Annotated in this window: 20 protein-coding genes; 16 read left to right on the top strand and 4 right to left on the bottom strand. The window is 37.7% G+C overall.

Annotated elements, in window-relative coordinates; translation table 11 throughout:
- Nucleotides 1-37: 37 nt before the first annotated feature.
- Nucleotides 38-949 carry a glycerophosphodiester phosphodiesterase gene (locus V1L66_RS18255; protein WP_036077092.1) on the bottom strand — a complete coding sequence of 304 codons (912 nt, stop codon included), beginning with the start codon at nt 947-949 and terminating at the stop codon, nt 38-40.
- 406 nt (nt 950-1,355) lie between these two features.
- Here V1L66_RS18255 and V1L66_RS18250 point away from each other — a divergent pair, with 406 nt between their 5' ends.
- Nucleotides 1,356-1,628, top strand: a complete 273-nt coding sequence (locus V1L66_RS18250) for a YlbG family protein (RefSeq protein ID WP_004224806.1) — start codon at nt 1,356-1,358, stop codon at nt 1,626-1,628.
- A 2-nt stretch (nt 1,629-1,630) separates the two neighbouring features.
- Here V1L66_RS18250 and V1L66_RS18245 read toward each other — a convergent pair whose 3' ends face one another.
- Nucleotides 1,631-2,020, bottom strand: coding sequence for a hypothetical protein (locus tag V1L66_RS18245; protein ID WP_036077099.1), 390 nt, complete (start codon nt 2,018-2,020; stop codon nt 1,631-1,633).
- Nucleotides 2,021-2,076: 56 nt separating this feature from the next.
- Here V1L66_RS18245 and V1L66_RS18240 point away from each other — a divergent pair, with 56 nt between their 5' ends.
- The 3 genes from V1L66_RS18240 to coaD all read left to right on the top strand — a co-directional run bounded on the left by V1L66_RS18240 (nt 2,077) and on the right by coaD (nt 4,629).
- The gene (locus V1L66_RS18240; protein WP_036077102.1) at nt 2,077-3,498 is read left to right on the top strand and encodes a hypothetical protein; all 1,422 of its coding nucleotides are present in this window, start codon (nt 2,077-2,079) and stop codon (nt 3,496-3,498) included.
- Nucleotides 3,499-3,569: 71 nt separating this feature from the next.
- On the top strand, nt 3,570-4,136 hold the full coding sequence (gene rsmD, locus V1L66_RS18235; RefSeq protein WP_036077105.1) for a 16S rRNA (guanine(966)-N(2))-methyltransferase RsmD: 567 nt from the start codon (nt 3,570-3,572) through the stop codon (nt 4,134-4,136).
- A 1-nt stretch (nt 4,137) separates the two neighbouring features.
- Nucleotides 4,138-4,629 (top strand): pantetheine-phosphate adenylyltransferase, encoded by a 492-nt coding sequence (gene coaD, locus V1L66_RS18230; protein WP_036077107.1) that lies wholly within the window; start codon nt 4,138-4,140, stop codon nt 4,627-4,629.
- Between the two features lie 58 nt (nt 4,630-4,687).
- On the opposite strand, the gene V1L66_RS18225 is transcribed toward coaD, so the two are convergent.
- The gene (locus tag V1L66_RS18225; protein WP_258859592.1) at nt 4,688-5,587 is read right to left on the bottom strand and encodes a hypothetical protein; all 900 of its coding nucleotides are present in this window, start codon (nt 5,585-5,587) and stop codon (nt 4,688-4,690) included.
- A 118-nt stretch (nt 5,588-5,705) separates the two neighbouring features.
- On the opposite strand from V1L66_RS18225, the gene V1L66_RS18220 reads away from it, so the two are divergent.
- Nucleotides 5,706-6,752: a SepM family pheromone-processing serine protease gene (locus tag V1L66_RS18220; RefSeq protein WP_258859591.1), complete on the top strand. Its 1,047-nt coding sequence runs from the start codon at nt 5,706-5,708 to the stop codon at nt 6,750-6,752.
- Between the two features lie 44 nt (nt 6,753-6,796).
- Here the strand turns inward: V1L66_RS18220 and V1L66_RS18215 are convergent, their stop codons facing one another.
- Entirely contained in the window at nt 6,797-8,008 is a 1,212-nt protein-coding gene (locus V1L66_RS18215; RefSeq protein WP_333006140.1) for a nucleotidyltransferase, read from the bottom strand.
- Between the two features lie 167 nt (nt 8,009-8,175).
- On the opposite strand from V1L66_RS18215, the gene V1L66_RS18210 reads away from it, so the two are divergent.
- The 11 genes from V1L66_RS18210 to V1L66_RS18160 all read left to right on the top strand — a co-directional run bounded on the left by V1L66_RS18210 (nt 8,176) and on the right by V1L66_RS18160 (nt 18,317).
- A complete protein-coding gene (locus V1L66_RS18210) occupies nt 8,176-8,709 on the top strand; it encodes a DUF177 domain-containing protein (protein WP_004224818.1) in 534 nt (177 codons plus the stop codon).
- 24 nt (nt 8,710-8,733) lie between these two features.
- The gene (gene rpmF / locus V1L66_RS18205) at nt 8,734-8,907 is read left to right on the top strand and encodes a 50S ribosomal protein L32 (protein ID WP_004224819.1); all 174 of its coding nucleotides are present in this window, start codon (nt 8,734-8,736) and stop codon (nt 8,905-8,907) included.
- A 163-nt stretch (nt 8,908-9,070) separates the two neighbouring features.
- Entirely contained in the window at nt 9,071-9,838 is a 768-nt protein-coding gene (locus V1L66_RS18200) for an enoyl-CoA hydratase/isomerase family protein (RefSeq protein WP_333006132.1), read from the top strand.
- 110 nt (nt 9,839-9,948) lie between these two features.
- Entirely contained in the window at nt 9,949-10,326 is a 378-nt protein-coding gene (locus tag V1L66_RS18195; RefSeq protein ID WP_333006130.1) for a transcriptional regulator, read from the top strand.
- Between the two features lie 357 nt (nt 10,327-10,683).
- On the top strand, nt 10,684-11,604 hold the full coding sequence (locus V1L66_RS18190; protein ID WP_312125009.1) for a 2-dehydropantoate 2-reductase: 921 nt from the start codon (nt 10,684-10,686) through the stop codon (nt 11,602-11,604).
- On the top strand, nt 11,601-11,996 hold the full coding sequence (locus tag V1L66_RS18185) for a DUF3397 domain-containing protein (protein ID WP_221679721.1): 396 nt from the start codon (nt 11,601-11,603) through the stop codon (nt 11,994-11,996). Before V1L66_RS18190 ends, V1L66_RS18185 begins: the two co-directional genes overlap by 4 nt.
- A gap of 414 nt (nt 11,997-12,410) precedes the next feature.
- Nucleotides 12,411-14,027: a bacillithiol biosynthesis cysteine-adding enzyme BshC gene (gene bshC, locus V1L66_RS18180; protein WP_333006128.1), complete on the top strand. Its 1,617-nt coding sequence runs from the start codon at nt 12,411-12,413 to the stop codon at nt 14,025-14,027.
- Nucleotides 14,028-14,281: 254 nt separating this feature from the next.
- On the top strand, nt 14,282-14,713 hold the full coding sequence (mraZ, locus tag V1L66_RS18175) for a division/cell wall cluster transcriptional repressor MraZ (protein WP_016992543.1): 432 nt from the start codon (nt 14,282-14,284) through the stop codon (nt 14,711-14,713).
- 62 nt (nt 14,714-14,775) lie between these two features.
- Nucleotides 14,776-15,726 (top strand): 16S rRNA (cytosine(1402)-N(4))-methyltransferase RsmH, encoded by a 951-nt coding sequence (rsmH, locus tag V1L66_RS18170; protein WP_036077119.1) that lies wholly within the window; start codon nt 14,776-14,778, stop codon nt 15,724-15,726.
- Entirely contained in the window at nt 15,727-16,098 is a 372-nt protein-coding gene (gene ftsL / locus V1L66_RS18165) for a cell division protein FtsL (RefSeq protein ID WP_004224836.1), read from the top strand. It begins immediately after the preceding gene.
- A complete protein-coding gene (locus tag V1L66_RS18160) occupies nt 16,095-18,317 on the top strand; it encodes a penicillin-binding protein (RefSeq protein WP_333006126.1) in 2,223 nt (740 codons plus the stop codon). The genes ftsL and V1L66_RS18160 overlap by 4 nt, the downstream gene beginning before the upstream one ends.
- The last annotated feature ends 4 nt before the right edge of the window (nt 18,318-18,321 follow it).

Here is an 18,321-nt window from a genome sequence, read left to right as displayed (position 1 = left end):
CACATTCGTTCAGTGTGCTTCCCTTTTATGTCTTGACTTATTTAGATTCTTGAGCTTGTAATAACTCAACAGCAATATCAGGACGATCGGTAATAATGCCCTTTGCCCCATTATGGAGTAATTTTTTCATCGTATCTATGTCATTGATTGTCCAATAGTGGACTGGAATATTGAGGTTATTTAAAAACTGAATAAATTTAGGAGAATCTAATGCAATAACCCCTGACTTTGGAGGAATTTGAAAAACATCCACTTTAGGGTGATATAAATGTCCAAACTGACTTGAGAAGGAAGCAAATGCTTTTCTTACATCTGATTCACCTGCACCAAGTGCTACTTGATTTTGCGCATATAAATTAAAGCGATCTATTTGCTCACCATAAAAGCTTGTCACAACGACACGATGTTCAGCTTGAAGCTCTTCAATTAAGCGCCAAAGTTTAGAAGGCATTAGACTCCCTTCGTAAGTATCAGGAGCATCTTTGATATCAATGTTGATTAGCATGTTGGGATAGGTTTCAAGCAACTCTCGTAAAGTGACGACATCTAATTTATCCTCTCGATATAGGAAATTTCCTTCTAAATCTTCAAATTGGTAGCCGTGGTTTAAGGCATTGATTTCTGCCAACGTCATATCTGCAATAAGCCCATAGCCGTCCGTTGTACGTTCAACTGTCTCGTCATGGAAAACAATAATTTCCTCATCTTTCGTTAGGCGAATGTCGATTTCAAAGCCATCAACACCTAGCTGTGCAGCTTTTTCAAATGCAACCATTGTATGTTCTGGTGCTAAAAGAGCTCCGCCACGATGTGCAAGAATTATGGGGCGTTCGAATTGTAATGCTTGTTTACCTTCGCGTTGCTGTGGTTTTGAAATAGCTTTACTGCCTGCCCAAGCTGCTGCACTTGCTGCTGCAATTGCAAGCGCAATTTTTGTTTTCTTACCCATATTCGTCCTCCTTAACAATTATCCTCATATAAAAAGTAGTAGTGAATTCATTGTTTAATCAATAGTAGTAAGTACAGGTGTCCTACTATTAAATGAGTTACTAGTATAAGTGAATGATGATTTTTTTTATGCCGATTTTTGCCATCCTATTTGAAAAACAATCATTATGGAGATGCAAATGTCTTGTAAAGGGTTCATTTGTGGCATGATCATCTTTCAGCATTCTTCTGTTCCTGTAATGATGCTACAATTGAATTTAATTAAAACCACTGATTCATCTTCACGATGTTCAACGTCGTATGCTTTTCCATTATAACGGAAAATTGAGCGTTCTGTCAGCTAAACTCTGTTGCTATCATTTTCTGGTCTATGGTATTCTTTTATGTAAGAAATGAGGGAATCCAATATGAACGAACGACAAGGGCTAATCGTTTACGTCCATCAATTAAAACATGCGAAGTCACTTCGGAAATATGGTCATGTTCTTTATATTTCTAGAAGGCAAAAATACGTAGTGCTTTACTGCGATCGTGAGGATATTGACATGATGACAACAAAACTACAACGCCTTCCATTTGTGAAAGACGTTGTGGCGTCTTATCGTCCATTTGTAAAAACTGAATATGAAAATGCAAAACCAGATAAAGCAAAGGAATATGACTATAAAGTAGGTCTATAAACTTATGTCAATGCAGGTATATAGTTATTTAGTCTTAATATACCTATTAAGTATTGATAAAATAGTTTTGATTCCGAAAATATAGATGAGTGCTTTATTTCTACAACTACTGCTTTTCGACCGAGTTGTTCTATTTGTGCTTCAAACATTTTTTGTCGCTGTGTTGGCTGTTCTTCATTGTATGGGATGCCCTCTCGACAAATATAAATAGGCATGAACTTACTTTCGCCGACTGGTTTAAGGGCGACAGCTAAAGAAATCACCTTCTTGTCTTCTTTTGTAGATGTTAGTAAAAAGGCTTGATGAAAACGTTCCTGGTTGGTTTTAATAATTTCGAGTAGCTCGTAAACATCACCATAGCCTTCACCTAATTCTATAAATTGTTGTGGCATAATAATTGCACATCCTTTCCAATATTCATAGTATCATGCTGCGGGAGGTCAAGCACATGAAATTTGCATTAAGCTTTTTTTCTATTTTAGCACTAATCATTACAGGAACGGTATTTTTCCAATACCATGCTTATTCATCTGATTTAGAAACAGGCATAGGAGATTTTCATTATTCTCAGGAAATAGAAATTGTCTATCGCGAAAATAGCTTAGATATTCGTCAACATTTTAAAAACCTACCAAATCAAAAGGTGAAAATTAAATGGCCTGAAAAAGCAACAAACGCTAGTTGCTTTATTGAAAATGAAAAAAGCTGTGATCGTTTATCAGATGAAGTCTCTTATTTTGCAAAAGGGGAGACAAAATCACAATCTGTGTCATACATAATTCCAATTGAAGGTGGCTTAAAAAATAAGATGCTCCTTCAAAATGTTTTTGCTACACTAATAAATGGTGAAGCGTCCTATTCAATTGTTTCGATTTCTACAGACAGTAAAGTGAAAGGACAATGGGTTACAGGTTTACCCCTAGTAGGTCAACAACAACTTGTACTTGTCAATTACACAATGTTTAGAGGAAACGGTACTGTTCAAGATTTATATTGGCAAGCTGGGGAGCTTAAAGCGCAAGAGCAAACACCTGTATTATCAATTTATGCACAGCAAGAAGTCCCTAATGATTTTCTGAAATCAGTAGAAAATATACAGCTTCTAAGTGATGAACATATTGCAATTATTCAAGAAAAAAGTCCAGTAGCAGTTCATGACGAAAGATTGTTATTTTTACCAACACTTACTGCACAAGCTGTAGAGCAGGAAGTAATTTTATCACAAATAAAATCACAATATAATTTTGTAGATTCTCCAGAATGGTTGCCTGAGGTTGTGGCATCCTATTTAATAAACGATCCAATTGGTGGAGAAAAAACAAAGAAAATCATCAAGACATTAAATGATTACATGACGGATAGTCAACAACAAGCTTGGCAGGAAACATTGAAAAAGCTTGGAGATGAATCGATTTCACCAGATACAATGGACAAGTACTTATCACAGGTATTAGATGCCAAAACATCTTATTTTGCCTTAAATGCAGCTCAGCAAAATGGAACCTATCCACTTTTATTTGAGGATGCACGTGATATCTATGTGGATGATACGTTGAAAGAAGATGTTCATGTTATTCTATATGATGGACAGGTGTTATATACGGCAGATACATTATTGCCTTACCTTGGCTACTCGGCTGAGGAAGGAAAGAATGGCTATTATGTAAATAGTGAGCATCGGACATTCCGCTTTCCGAAAGAGCCTGGATTTTATGTATTCAACCAACGTAGATATTCATCAATCTCTGAACCAATTATTAAGATTGCTGATCATTATTATGTAGAAGAAGCTTGGTTACAGCGATTATTCCAAGTTGAACTGCAAAAAAAGGATGAGCGTATTCAAATATTAACACAAGAGCAACAATAACTTTTGCAGCGGAGGGCCAACCTTTCGCTGCAAAATACTTTATATAGACGAAAGCACGGTGAGATATTGATATGAGAGTTGTAGCAGGAGAGCGCAAAGGAATGCCGCTTAAAGCAATAGCAGGAAATACGACAAGGCCTACAACTGACAAAGTAAAGGAATCCATTTTTAATATAATTGGGCCGTTTTTTGATGGAGGTTTCGCGCTAGATCTGTTTGCTGGAAGCGGTGGCTTGGGGATTGAATCATTAAGCAGAGGGGCGGAGCGTGCCGTTTTTATTGAGAAAGATCCTAAAGCATTCCAGGTGCTACAAGAAAATATAAAAAAATGCCGTTATGAAGAATATACAGAGCTTTTTCGTATAGATGCAAAACGCGCTGTGAAAGCGCTATTAAAACGTGACATTACGTTTAAACTCGTTTTTTTAGATCCACCATACCATCAGCAGGAATATTATGACCTCGTACAGATTTTGGTCGATAACAGTAAAATACAACAAGATGGTATTATTTTATGTGAACATGCAAAAGAGGTACAATTACCTCAAAATTTTGGGGAATTTGTTTTAACAAGACAAGAAACATATGGCGGAACAATTATTTCTGTTTATCGCTGTACAGAGGAAGAGGGAGAATAAGTTGTCTGAAAAAATTGCTGTAGTTCCTGGAAGTTTTGACCCTGTAACATTCGGCCATTTAGATATAATTAAACGTGCGGCGGATGTGTTTGATATCGTATATGTAGCAGTATTAAACAATTCAGCAAAGAATCCTTTGTTTTCTGTAGAGGAACGTATGGCTTTGATGGCTGAAGTGACAAACACCTTACCTAATGTTCGTATAGAGAGTTCTTCAGGCTTATTGATTGATTATGCTAAGGAAAAAAAGGCGAAGGCAATTGTTCGTGGCTTACGAGCAGTGTCAGATTTTGAATATGAGATGCAAATTACATCGATGAACCGTTTCCTGGATGAAACAATCGAAACATTTTTCATCATGACGAAAAATCAATATTCATTCCTAAGTTCTAGTATAGTAAAAGAGGTTGCGAAATACGGTAGTGATGTTAACGAGCTAGTCCCTACATGTGTCGTAAAGGCTTTAAAAGAAAAATATGGTTTTGCACAATAAGGATGCAGAGGATGTCAAAAGAACAACGACATCCTCTTTTTAATATTTAGAGCGATTGTTATTTTAGAAAAAATAGAGCATAAATAGTGGGTACAATGATTATGCTAAGGAGGCGGAATTTAATATAAGGTCGTACAGAAAGTTTTGCAGATTTGGCGATAACAAAAATTTGTAAGTGAATACTTATACTTTGCATCGTTAACAAAATCACAACAAGTAAATGGATATACGGAAGATCTGGAAATGCTGTAACTGTCATTTTAAGACCGTTCGTTACCTCCAGAACAGCTGCTATGGAAAGCTCAAGCGTATAGGGAAGCTTTGGTATCAGCTGATCTAAGCCTTGTTGTACGATGGTTTGAATCGTTGTGAAAAAGATGATGGTTGTACCAACTAGCAGAATTGTTGGGGCTGTTTCTTTAATACTTTCCGAAAATGGAGCACTATAGAGTGGTGTGTTGTGTACGGAGATATTAGGTGAATCAGTTTTGCGAAAGAAAAAGTAGCCAGTTACTAGGCAACAAATATTAAACGTATGTAGTAAACATAAAAACAACCATCCAAATGTATTATTGTGTAGTAAATCAAGACTTACAAAACCTAATACAAAAAGTGGACTGGGGGCATGACAAACAGCTAGCAAAAAATTTGCCTCTTTAGGGTGTAGTTGACCACTATTTTTCAAATAAACAATAGTGGTTGCGCCAGTTGGATAGCCTCCAAGAGCACTAATAATGTAGGCTTGTACGTATAAAGAAGCCCTTTTAGTTTTGGTACGCATAGGGGCTGTTAAACGCAGAAGCCATTGTGTTAACACAAGATACGGCAATAAGTACGGAAAAAGTGCTTCCATGAAAAGATTTAAGCCTAAATCAGTACCACTGTGAGCGGTTTGTGGGAATAACAAGAGTAAGAGAATTAGAATTACGCAGAGCACTATTTGAATTGTAGCAAACATGTTATCATCTCGTTTCAACTTTTTGTCATTCACATAGGCAAATGCTAAAATCAATATATGTGAGAAAGGCAAAAACATGAACGTATGGTTTTGCAAGCGTCCTAGGAGGTGTTTTCAAGTGAAGAAAAAAATTAGTATTTATGCAGTGTTAATAGTCGTGATTTGTTTTATGATGTTATACCGACTAGACGCGTATATTATGAAACCTGGAAGTGCCTATGATGTCAGTAAATTCGTTACTGTGGATAGTAAAGAGGCAGATAGTGAGGGGTCTTTAAGTTTAATGACAGTTGCTATGCAGCAAGCCACACCATTTTCGTATTTGTGGGCGAAAGTTCAAAAATATCAAAAGCTAATGGATATTGAGCAAGTACGAAATCCTTTAGAGGATGATGAGGAATATAATATTCGACAGTTAAAGTTAATGTCTGATTCACAATTTAATGCCAAATATGTAGCCTTCCAAAGAGCAGGACTAGAGACAAAGGTTCTTTTTAATGGTGTATTCATATTAAATGTATTAGACGGAGGAGCTTCTGACGGTATTTTAAAAGCTGGTGATGAAATTATCGAGGTTGATGGTCAAAGAATAACTAGCCAGCAAATGCTTGTGGATCTATTAAAACCTAAGCAGCTTGGCGATAAAGTAACCATTCAATTTATACGTAATGAAGAACAACATCAGGAGACTATTACACTACAGGAAATTCCAAACGCCCAAGAACATAGAGCGGGTTTAGGTATTTCCTATACAGAAAGCAAATCAATTGAAACGAATCCGAAAGTGACGATGAAAACAGAGGATATTGGGGGACCTTCTGCTGGACTGATGTTTACACTTGAAATATTAGACCAACTGCTTGATGAAGATTTAACAAAAGGTTATGCAATTGCTGGTACAGGTGAAATGCTAATAGATGGATCGGTTGGCAGAATTGGTGGAATAGATTATAAGGTTATTGCCGCTGATCGTGACGGTATGGAAATCTTTTTTGCACCAGATGATGAAATCACTCAAGAAATGAAAGCGAAGTATCCAGAGCTAGAATCGAATTATGCAACTGCTGTCAAAACGGCCAAAGAGATTAAAACAAAAATGAAAATCGTTCCCGTGAAAAGCGTTGACGATGCTATCAATTATTTAAAGCAACTTCAACCAAAATAATGTAAAGGGATGCTAAGAGGACTTTAGCATCCCTTTTGATGTCTTTAGCAACGAATAGGTGGTGTTTGATAATCCCTTGGCAGCGTAAGCCCCTTTGTTCCTTGCTCGATACTTAAATTATAAAGCTCTGCTGCATGAATATCGATAGCTAACATCGCATCATTTGTAGCTGCAACTCGACTGATTAAGGGTAATTCTATATTCTTTTTTTGCTGACCTAAATAAGCTTGTCCTGTCGAACTCATACCCAATAGCCGAATAAAAGAGGGTGCGTTAAAACTTTGAAGCTGCTTTTTGGTAAACCCTGTATAGATATGTGTTATCATCCGTTGAAGGCGGGTCCAAGTATAACGCTTAGATTTTATTTTTTCCATAAAGCTATAAAATGTAGAGCTGTTTTTTGCTGCTTTTACAATTGCGTTTTCTATGCCCTCTGTTACTTCTGCATAACGAGTAAGTTCTGAAGGGGTATGTCTTATAATGGTGAACTGTAATAACGGCCAAAAGGTTTCCCAGCTTGCAAATTGGTTATACTTTGTATGCCAGTCTGTTAAATAATCAAAAGTAGCAGTAGGAACAACATTTTGTACACTTTGTAAAGAATTTGTAGAGGCAAGGGCTTTACGTATGCCAGTGGCACTGGCGATCGATGCATCTTCCTTTAATGCATCATGATATCCTGCTGCAACGCGAGGAATTGTTAATGGTTTAATGTTGCTGTTAAGTGCCCTTGCTGCTTCAAGATAATGAAAACCCAATATATTATTTGGTTGTGCAAGATCGATGTATGGAGCAGGGTACATCTGAGAAAGCTGTTCATAGGCGTAATGTAGGCTTTTTGGGTAGCTTGCACCTGTTTTAAGGCTGTCTTTAATGAACTGGTCATATTCTGTACGGTGGCTGTCAATCAGCTCAAAAGTGTTTTGAAAGGGCTGAATAGAGCCGTCTTCACTTCCAAAGGCAAAAGAGTTGCAACCAACAGCACTTAATAAGGAAATGGCTCCTTTTGCGAAGTCTGTGGCAGGTGCTGTACTATAGACATAAGGCAGTTCAATAACAATATCTACACCGCCAGAAAGTGCCATTTTCGTACGTGTCCATTTATCTACCATGGCAGGTTCTCCACGTTGTAAAAATGTGCCGCTCATAACAGCGATTACGAGATCTGCCTGTGCTGCTTTTTTAGCCTGTTCTAAATGATAAGCATGTCCGTTGTGAAAAGGATTATATTCAACAACAATTCCAACTGCTTGCATGCTTCTCCCCCTTATAATTTGTGTCTTTATTTTAAACTGTTAGGAGTAAATACACTTCTCATAGTATATAATTATAGGTGGGTTTTAAAGTGGTGACAAGAAATTATCTTGACATCTATTTTTACACATTATATAATCAACAGTGTTGTCTCGAGGTGATTAAACGAATGAAATGGTCAATTCATCAATTATCTAAATACCGCCAAAACGGGATGCCAATCGATGCCTTTGTCCAGCTGGACGAAGTGATGGAGCGAAACCAGGATATTCGAGCAATTTCGCCCGTTCATGTAAAAGGGCTATGTACTTTTGGTGCATCGCAAATGACATGTCAGTTAACTGTGACAGCAACGTTAACACTACCATGTGCTCGCACATGGGAGGATGTTGAGTTTCCAATTGAAGTTGAGACAGTTGAAATTTTTAGCTGGATTGACGAAGATAAACGAGGAGACGATGACGGAGACATTCACTATATTGACGGTGAAGTCATCGACATGAAACCAGTTCTTGAGGAATTAGTTTTGCTTGAGGTACCAATGCAAGTGTTCAAGGAAGATTCTGAAGGACAAGTGCATGGTGGTAAAAACTGGTCTTATGCAACAGATGAAGACGTAGAGCTACACAAAAAAGCTGACGAACAAAAAGTGGATCCAAGACTAGCTGCTTTAGCTAAGTATTTTGATCAAACAGACGAATAGACGATCTGTAAGGAGGTGCCATCAATGGCTGTACCATTTAGAAGAACTTCTAAAACTGCAAAAAGAAAGCGTCGTACGCATTTCAAATTATCTGTACCTGGTATGGTAACTTGCCCTAACTGTGGTGAGGCTAAATTATCACACCGTGTTTGCAAAGCTTGCGGACAATACAAAGGTAAAGAAGTAGTAAGCAAATAATACAGTGTTTGCTCACTTAAAAGGCTAGTAGAGAGACCATGGCTCTTTACTAGCCTTTTTGTTTGCTTGAAAAGACGGAATATTTCGTTGATTATGAAGTTCTTTACAATAGTGAAATAATTGTGTGATACAATTTATTCATTGCGACAAAGGGGGTAGTAATATGTCTTATACAATTGACAATCATGATGGCATTATGACGTTTACCATTAACCGAGAAGAGAAACGGAATGCGGTCAATGATGAAGTGATGAACGGTCTTCAAGAAGTCATTACATATATTCGTGGGCACGAAGATGTGCGTTTCTTAGTAGTGACTGGTGCTGGCGATAAATCGTTTTGCTCAGGAGGGGATTTATCTGAGTTTCATTCATTAGAAACAGAAGATGAGGCATTTGGTATGTTAAGTAAGATGGGGAAAATATTATATGAACTTGCAACACTGCCGGTGCCGACTATTGCTCTTATAAATGGTACTGCTGTTGGAGGTGGTTGTGAGATTGCTACAGCCTGTGATTTTCGTCTAGTGGCAAGTCATGCGAAGTGTGGCTTTATTCAAGGGACCTTAGCGATTACAAGTGGTTGGGGTGGTGGTACATACTTATTTGAGCGGGGATTACGCCATGATCGTGCGATGAAGATGCTTGTAGATGCAAAGCCATATCCCGCACAGCTATTATATGAGATAGGGTGGGCTATGCGTGTTTTTGAAGGCTCGAAAGAAGAAGCGTTGGATGATTTTATTGAACATATGCGTAAAATCCATCCTTCTGTTCATAAGGCGTATAAAGAAATTGAACTTCGGAAGTGGCGTGAACGCAATATGTATGAGCGTGTAATGGAGGAAGTTCGGACATGTGCAAAGTTGTGGGAAAGTGACGCGCACCACCAAGCAGTTAATAATTTCTTGACAAAGAATAATAATAAGTAATGTATAGAGGCAGTGATAAGAGGAAATCAAGATCACTGTCTTTTTTCATGCAATGATTCTATTTTGCTCGTTACTGCATATAGTAGTAAAAAATGCGAGGGTGATAGATTATGGAATTGAAAAAAAGAAAAGATCAATGGACAAAGGAAGACGATGAAAGACTAGCAGAGATTGTCTTGCATAATGTGCAAAATGGTAAAACGCAGCTAGAAGCCTTTGAAATGGCGGCTGCAGAACTAGGTCGTACAAAACAAGCATGTGGTTTCCGCTGGAATAAAACATTACGTGGTCAATATAGTCAGTCGCTATTAGCTGTGCGAAATCAGCCCCAACAATCTATGCGAAGTCATTTGAAATTAGCGTTGACAAGTTTTGACGAATTAACGGAGGCTTATCAAACGCTTGAAATGAAGCATCGTGAATTGCAAAATGAGCATGATAAGCTAGTGAAATGGCTTCAGCAAGGTTATTCATTAATGAAAGATTAAAATTATGCTTACGTGGCTTTTGGAACATGAATTACATTGCTTTTCTTTTATGGACATAAAACCCTTTCTGTATATCGTCAATAATCAGTCTATCCTGTATAATAAAAGAACCTGCGTAGAAGGTGCCTTAGATGTATTCTAAGGCACCTTATTCTTATAGTTTTATGAATGTATTATTCAGAGGTGAAGCATCAGATGGGTGTTTTAGAAGTCTACTGATATAAGGGCATGCAAAAAAGTGCGTAACCCTCTTTGATGGTGTGAATAATATCGTGTTGCTTCAAAGTATCCCAGAGTGTTTCAATTTTTTTGAACAATCCAGATGTAAAGACCTCGAGGTAACATTGATCAGTAAAGATGGAAAGGGTGGAGACAATGAAAGTAGCGATAATTGGGGCAGGGGCGGTTGGTCAATTAACAGCAAGCTTTTTAGCGGAGTCTGGTGTACCGGTAACGTTGGTTGCCAGAAGGCAGGAACAAGTAAATGAACTAAATGCCAAGAAGTTAACACGTATCAACGTTGATGGGACTAAAACTGTGCAAAGGATTGTTGCTACTACGGATTTGGCTAATCTCCCGAAGCAAGATTTACTAGTGATTGCTGTTAAATATGGACATTTGCAAAAGCTCTACAATCAATTATCCTTATTCTCAAGTGATATGCCGTTGCTTTTTATGCAAAACGGCTTAGCGCATTTTGAGGAGGCGCTACTCTTGCCACAAAAAAATATCGCCTTTGGTTCAGTGACCTTTGGAGCTCAATTGTTGGACCAATCAACGGTTCAGCATAGAGGAGTAGGACTATGTAAAATAGCGATAGAACGAGGAGAACACCAGGCTTTTCAACAGCTACTACAATTACAACATTCCTCATTTCCTATTGAATTGGCTAGTAATGCAGAGCAAATGCTTTTTGCAAAAGCGGTACTTAATAGCTTAATTAATCCATTGACAGCTGTATTGCAAGTAAAGAACGGAGAGTTAGTGACTAATCAACAAGCATTTATACTGCTAGAGAATATTTATCGAGAGCTTACGGAAGCTTTTGAAGAGATTGAACACACCATATCTTTTAGTGATGTGATAGACTTATGTAGGAAAACGGCCAACAATACTTCATCTATGCTAGCAGATCGTCTGCAGGGGAGAAAAAGTGAAATCGAAACAATTGTTGGTGTCATTCTAAATAAAGCTTTAGCAAACGGTCATAATTTACCTACTTTGCGTACTTTATATCATCAAGTGCTTGCAATAGAGGAGAGCGGTGAAAGAAGTTGAAAGACCTTTTACATATAGTTATTAGTATTATAATTTTTTGTCCAATTGTTCTTTTCATCATTGTTTATCTGGTTGGCAGGAAAGTTAAAATTCGTGGCACACATGCTTTTGGAGCAGCCTCTGATGTTACGACATTGTGCTTGTTTTTTTCTGTTCCATTAGCTATCGGTGTGCTTTGGCGTGTGAATGTTGGGGCGCTTTTGGTGATACTCGCGATAATGATGGCCATGATTTTTACATATATTGATTGGCGGACAAAAAAGGAAATAGAAGTAAAGCCGTTATTAAAGAAAATTTGGCGTTTTTTATTCTTAATACTTAGTACAGCTTATCTAGTGATATGTATCGTGGGTGTTATTCAATCCATTATGGAATATTTACAGGTTGTCTAAGCATTTTCTTTTCATGTTGAAGCTTTAAGCGTTAAAATAATAGCATTAAAATAGTTATAAAAATCATTCTATGGGGATGAGAATATTGATTGCATTCATAAACCTTCGTAACTAGTTCAGTGACATGGACGAAGTGAACCAGCACATGTTTTTTGTACCAAAAGCAAAGTTGGATATAGAAAATCCTACTTGAGGGAGATCGATGCTTTTTAATGAGTTTGAAATGTCTGCTGAAACATTGTCAAAAAGTGTTTGATGATACACTGTTACCTCAAAGCCGCTAGATCGCGGATTTTTTTTGAGCTATTTGAACGTCAAGGCGACATTGGAAGCCTCATGTGCATAGTATGAATGAAATTCAATTTCTTGTTATGAGTAAGGAAATGATTTAGTGAGTAGAGGAGTTTATGTTAAATGAAACTGGAGTCAATCCAAGTACCTATAAAAAATCATGTACTAGCAGATTACTGGTCGCCAAATACTGCCATTCATCAATTTTTTGAGTATGAATACAATGATCAAGCTTTTGAGAAAAGAGCGGAGCATTTAGCGAGAAATTCCCGTGATCAAAAAGAATTAACAACAATCATCCGTCAATTTATGGAGCCGCTGGGGTTATCAAAAAAAGCGAATGAACATTTAGAACAACTAGAGCAAGGAGCTATGGTAATAGTCGGTGGACAACAAGCAGGTATCTTAACAGGCCCTCTTTACTCCGTTCATAAAGCGATTTCAGTTATTGCATTAGCGAAAGAGCAAAGTACGAAGCTTCAACAGCCTGTTATTCCTGTTTTCTGGATAGCTGGAGAAGATCATGACTTAGAAGAAATCAATCACACCTATACGGTACATGGGGAATTGCTGAAAAAAAGAGCTTATGGGGAGCGCTCTAGACGTAAAACGATGGCTTCTGCAACAGCCCTAAACAAAGAGTCGATGACGCAATTAATTAATACGATTATTCGTGATATTGGAGAAACAGAGTATACAGAAACGCTGATTAAGCAATTAGTTGACGCATTGAACAATAGTGAAACATTTACAGATTTCTTTGCCTGTCTAATGAATCAATTATTCAAAGAGGAAGGCTTATTATTAATCGATGCCGCCAACTTTCATTTCCGTCAATTTGAACATAAATATTTTGCACAAATCATTCAATCCAATGAAGAAATTGCTAGAGTAGTAACGGAAAAGGAAGAGGAGCTTGAACGTGCTGGCTACGGTAAGCCTATTTTAGCAACATATGAAGCCGCTAATTTATTTTATGTAGAAGATGGCGAGCGATATCTTTTAGAAAGAAAAAATGATCTGTTTGTTAATTTAGCGGCAAACCTTAAATTTACAAAAGAAGAACTATTAGAAGTGGCAAATAATCATCCTGAACGTTTAAGTAATAACGTAGTAACGCGTCCATTGATGCAGGAGATGACATTGCCAGTATTAGCGTTTGTTGGGGGGCCAGGAGAGTTAGCTTATTGGGCAACACTGAAAAATGCATTTTCAGAGTTAGGTTTACAAATGCCGATTTTTGCTCCACGCCTACATATTACTATTGTGACTCGTCATGTAGAGCAATTATTACGTGAGCATCAACTAACCGTTACTGACGTATGGGAAGGAAAAGCGTTACAATTGAAAGAACGTTTTATTGCAGATGTACAGGACAGTGAAGCCAAACGTCAAATTCAAGCTATGCAGCAGTTGTTAACAGAAAAATATGAAGAGCTTGCCTACTATTTAGAGAAACAGCATCTCCAATTAGATAAGATTCTTGAGAAAAATCAAGAAAATCATGCGAAGCAATTTGATTATTTGCAGCAAAAAATTGAACAAACTGTATTGAGTAAGCATGAAACGACGATTCGTAAATTTATGACGCTACAAAATGAATTGTATCCAAATGATGGTTTCCAAGAGAGATCCTTTAATCCGTATCAATATTTCAATGAGTTTGGACCTATGTTAATTACTGAAATGCTGAAGCAAAATTATAGTATCGGTAAACACCACTATTTACTTTATTTATAAAATTAATAAATAGATACTTTTTGCCTAAGTAGTAATTTGATATCCTGTGAATTTGATGAATAATGTCGAGATAAATAGTATTTAAAGAGCTATCCTACTAGGGGTGGCTCTTTTTTTGTATCATTTAGCATATGTCAAAAAAATTCCTAAAGGTCTAATTGCACATTAAGTGATAAAATGTCAAGTTTTTTTTAAAAAAAGTGGAGGAAAGTGGGGGGATGTGGTACATTATTTAATAAAGTGGGGTGAGTAGTATGTTCATGGGAGAATATCAACACTCCGTTGATGCGAAAGGGCGATTAATCGTACCGGCAAAATTTCGTGAAGCTTTAGGCGAAACGTTTGTTGTCACAAGAGGTCTCGATAACTGTCTATTTGGCTATCCTATGAATGAATGGCGAAAACTCGAAGAGAAATTAAAAGGTTTACCAATGACCAAAAAAGATACACGAGCATTTGCGAGGTTTTTCTTTTCTGGAGCAACAGAGGTAGAGATAGACAAGCAGGGGCGCATCAATATCCCAACTACCCTTATGCATCATGCGCATCTAGTAAAAGAATGTGTGGTGCTGGGTGTTTCAAATCGAATAGAGATTTGGGCTAAGGATGCTTGGGAAGCTTACTTTAGTGAGTCTGAACAATCTTTTAATGAAATTGCAGAAAATATGATTGGCTTTGATTTTTAACTTGTAATAGGCATTGCAACGTGATAGTTGAATGAGGTTAAGGCCTGAGAGGAGCGAGTGGTATGTTCGATCATACAACCGTGTTATTAAAAGAAACTGTTGATGGGTTGAACATAGATCCTGATGGTGTATATGTGGACTGTACACTTGGTGGTGCGGGACACAGTGAATATCTAGTACAACAATTATCAGATAAAGGCCGCTTAATTTGTTTTGATCAAGATATGACGGCTATTGAAAATGCGAAAATTCGATTAGCACCTTATATACAGCGTGTTACATTTATCCATTCGAATTTCCGTTACTTAAAAGAAGAACTATTAGCTCATGGCATTAAGCAGGTTGATGGTATTTTATATGACTTAGGCGTATCTTCTCCACAATTAGATACACCTGAGAGAGGCTTTAGTTATCACCACGATGCACCACTTGATATGCGTATGGATCAAACTGCAACACTGACAGCGTCAGATGTTGTTAATCAATGGGCATACGAGGATCTTGTTCGTATATTTTTCCGTTATGGAGAAGAAAAGTTTTCTAAACAAGTTGCCCGTAAAATTGAAGAGGCTCGAAAAACAGCACCGATTGAAACAACTGGTCAACTTGTAGAATTAATTAAAGAGGGTATTCCAGCAGCGGCACGCCGAAAAGGTGGACATCCGGCAAAGCGCATTTTCCAAGCAATACGAATTGCTGTTAATGATGAGCTAGGCGCAGCAGAGGATTCTTTAGTCGATGCGATTGATATGATTAACGTAGGGGGGCGCATTAGTGTCATTACGTTCCATTCATTGGAGGACCGCCTATGCAAGACAATCTTTAAGGAAGCGTCATCATTACCGGAATTACCACCAAATTTACCTGTAATTCCTGATGACATGAAGCCAACTTTAAAGCTTATCACACGAAAGCCTATTATTCCTTCTGATGAAGAATTGGCAGTTAATAATCGTGCGCGTTCAGCGAAGCTTAGAGTGGTGGAGAAAATTAACGACAAAGGGCGTGAGTAAATGGCAGCAGTTCGTGTAAGGCAACAGCACCAACATCAACAAGTGCAACAACCGATAACACCACCTAGTCCACAACCCACTATCATACGTCGTAAAAAAACGAACCAGAAGTTTGAAAAGACAATGCTAATTGTTTTAATTGGCATTATTGCTGTACTAGGAATACTTGTATTAAATAAACAAGCAGCGATTCAAACAACAAGTATAGACATTCAAAAAATCGAATCAGAAGCAGAAGAGATTGCGAAACAGAATGTTGACTTAACGGTTCGTGTAAGTGAACTTTCTACATACGAAAACATATGGAAAAAAGCCAAAGAACTCGGTTTAACTCAAAATGAGAAAAATGTAAAGGTAGTGCCGGGAGAATGAAAAAAAAGAGATTTCGATTCCAATGGGGAGCCTTTCTATTATTAATTTTTTATGGAGGGCTCTTTTTTCTATTATTCACAAGAATGGTGACATTACAGGCTACAGGTGAAGTAGAAGGACAAGAGCTTGCAGCGAGAGCAGCAGCTAAGTATGGTAAGGAAAGTGTAATTACAGCTAATCGTGGGAAGATTTATGATCAAAATGGACAAGTAATTGCAGAGGATACATTAAGTTATCGCATGATTGCCATTGTAAGTGAAAAGGCTACAACAGATCCTAAGAATCCCCGACATGTAGTGGATTCGGAGAAAACGGCAAAAGTACTAGCGAAATATATACCAGCGATGAAGGATAAGGAAGACGAGATTGTTAAAAAGTTGAACAATCGATATAGAAGTGATGGTGAACCTTTATATCAAGTTGAGTTTGGTAGCGCAGGCCGTGGCATTAGTCACGAGGTCATGAGTAAAATAAAGGAAGAAAAATTACCGGGAATTCTCTTTGTAAGTGACTTAAAACGGTATTATCCAAATGGTGTATTTGCCTCTCATTTAATTGGCTATGCTCTCAAAAAAGATAATGAAGATGGTACGGTTACAACCAAGGGAGAAATGGGTCTAGAATATACGTATGATAAAGAACTAACAGGCGTTAATGGCAAAGTGGAATATGAGACAGATGCTTTCCGCTATTTGCTTCCGAACAGTGAGAAAATGATTACTCCTGCAAAAAATGGGGACGACATTTATTTAACACTTGATAAAACAATCCAAAGCTTCTTAGAGGAAGCAATGACAAAGGTTGAACAGGAATATAATCCTGAGTCTATGACCGCGGTTGTGGCAGATCCGAAGACTGGAAAGATTTTAGCAATGTCACAGCGTCCTACATTTAACCCAGAAACACGTGAGAGTCAAAATATGAAGTGGCTAAACGAGGTAATTGAAGAAACGATTGAGCCTGGTTCAACAATGAAAACTTTCACACTTGCCTCTGCTATTGATACGGGAAAATGGACACCGAATGATTGGTTTATGTCTGGTTCATATACAGTATTTGACCGTACGATTCGAGATCACAATAGATATGGCTGGGGTCCAATTACTTATTTAGAAGGTTTTCAACGCTCTGCCAATACTGGTATGGCCCATTTATTAACTAAGATTGGCGATGACGTATTTATTGATTATCTGGACCGCTTTGGTTTTGGGCACAAAACGGGTATTGATTTACCGAATGAAGCAGCGGGTACCATTTTATCAAAGTACCCTATTCAACGAGTAACAACAACTTATGGCCAAGGCTCAACAGTAACACCTATTCAGTTAATCCAAGCGATGACTGCTATTGCAAATGATGGCAAAATGATGCAACCGTATGTTATCGACCGTATTGTTGATTCTTCTACTGGGAAAATTATTCAAAATCATGAGCCTGTTGAAAAAGGGCAACCAATTAAAGCTGATACAGCGAAACAAGTACGAGAAATCCTTGCCTCCACATTAACATCAAAACATGGGACAGCGAAGGATTTTATATTGGAGGATTATGAGGTTGCAGGGAAAACGGGTACTGCCCAAATTCCAAAAGCTAGCGGTGGATATCTTTCAAACCAATACCTTTATTCATTTTTAGGCTTGGCTCCTGTAGATGATCCACAGCTAATTGTCTATGTCTCAGTGAAAAAACCTAAGCTGAACAATGAGCTTGGCTCCGTACCAGTATCAAAAGTCTTTAATCCAGTTATGTTAAATAGCTTAAAGCACCTTAATATCAATCCAGACGATGTTCAACATGTCAATAAAGTCAGCATTCAAGATTATACAGGTCAAAGTTCTGAAGCAGTTGAGGTAGAATTAGCGAATGATGGTTTACAACCAATCGTTGTAGGTAGTGGCGGTAAAATTATTGAACAATATCCAACAAACACTCAAAAACTCGTAAAAGGTAGTTTTGTATTTTTAAAGACTGAAGGCGAGATAACATTGCCAGACTTCACGAATTGGTCATTACGTAATCTACTAGTCTTCAAATCTATGACTGGACTAGAGATGGAAATATTCGGTGAAGGTTTTGTAGCAAGTCAAAGTGTTTCAGCTGGAACCGTCATCACCGATAGTTCACCGATAGTCGTCAAGCTCAAAACACCTGCTGAGAGCTTTGTACAAGACGTTGAGTCTGCTTCTGAGGGTGAAGTTGAAGAAGTAGAGGGTGAATAATACT

This window comes from Lysinibacillus sp. IITD104 (assembly GCF_036698265.2).
Classification (GTDB): domain Bacteria; phylum Bacillota; class Bacilli; order Bacillales_A; family Planococcaceae; genus Lysinibacillus; species Lysinibacillus boronitolerans.
This window is presented reverse-complemented; position numbering and strand designations above follow the sequence as displayed.

What these genes read in the sequence shown, in the direction of transcription:
- V1L66_RS18255 (WP_036077092.1), bottom strand. Translation starts at nt 949, where the DNA reads ATGGGTAAGAAAACAAAAATTGCGCTTGCAATTGCAGCAGCAAGTGCA.
- V1L66_RS18250 (WP_004224806.1), top strand. Translation starts at nt 1,356, where the DNA reads ATGAACGAACGACAAGGGCTAATCGTTTACGTCCATCAATTAAAACAT.
- V1L66_RS18245 (WP_036077099.1), bottom strand. Translation starts at nt 2,020, where the DNA reads ATGCCACAACAATTTATAGAATTAGGTGAAGGCTATGGTGATGTTTAC.
- V1L66_RS18240 (WP_036077102.1), top strand. Translation starts at nt 2,077, where the DNA reads ATGAAATTTGCATTAAGCTTTTTTTCTATTTTAGCACTAATCATTACA.
- rsmD (WP_036077105.1), top strand. Translation starts at nt 3,570, where the DNA reads ATGAGAGTTGTAGCAGGAGAGCGCAAAGGAATGCCGCTTAAAGCAATA.
- V1L66_RS18225 (WP_258859592.1), bottom strand. Translation starts at nt 5,587, where the DNA reads ATGTTTGCTACAATTCAAATAGTGCTCTGCGTAATTCTAATTCTCTTA.
- V1L66_RS18215 (WP_333006140.1), bottom strand. Translation starts at nt 8,008, where the DNA reads ATGCAAGCAGTTGGAATTGTTGTTGAATATAATCCTTTTCACAACGGA.
- V1L66_RS18210 (WP_004224818.1), top strand. Translation starts at nt 8,176, where the DNA reads ATGAAATGGTCAATTCATCAATTATCTAAATACCGCCAAAACGGGATG.
- rpmF (WP_004224819.1), top strand. Translation starts at nt 8,734, where the DNA reads ATGGCTGTACCATTTAGAAGAACTTCTAAAACTGCAAAAAGAAAGCGT.
- V1L66_RS18200 (WP_333006132.1), top strand. Translation starts at nt 9,071, where the DNA reads ATGTCTTATACAATTGACAATCATGATGGCATTATGACGTTTACCATT.
- V1L66_RS18195 (WP_333006130.1), top strand. Translation starts at nt 9,949, where the DNA reads ATGGAATTGAAAAAAAGAAAAGATCAATGGACAAAGGAAGACGATGAA.
- V1L66_RS18190 (WP_312125009.1), top strand. Translation starts at nt 10,684, where the DNA reads ATGGAAAGGGTGGAGACAATGAAAGTAGCGATAATTGGGGCAGGGGCG.
- bshC (WP_333006128.1), top strand. Translation starts at nt 12,411, where the DNA reads ATGAAACTGGAGTCAATCCAAGTACCTATAAAAAATCATGTACTAGCA.
- mraZ (WP_016992543.1), top strand. Translation starts at nt 14,282, where the DNA reads ATGTTCATGGGAGAATATCAACACTCCGTTGATGCGAAAGGGCGATTA.
- rsmH (WP_036077119.1), top strand. Translation starts at nt 14,776, where the DNA reads ATGTTCGATCATACAACCGTGTTATTAAAAGAAACTGTTGATGGGTTG.
- ftsL (WP_004224836.1), top strand. Translation starts at nt 15,727, where the DNA reads ATGGCAGCAGTTCGTGTAAGGCAACAGCACCAACATCAACAAGTGCAA.
- V1L66_RS18160 (WP_333006126.1), top strand. Translation starts at nt 16,095, where the DNA reads ATGAAAAAAAAGAGATTTCGATTCCAATGGGGAGCCTTTCTATTATTA.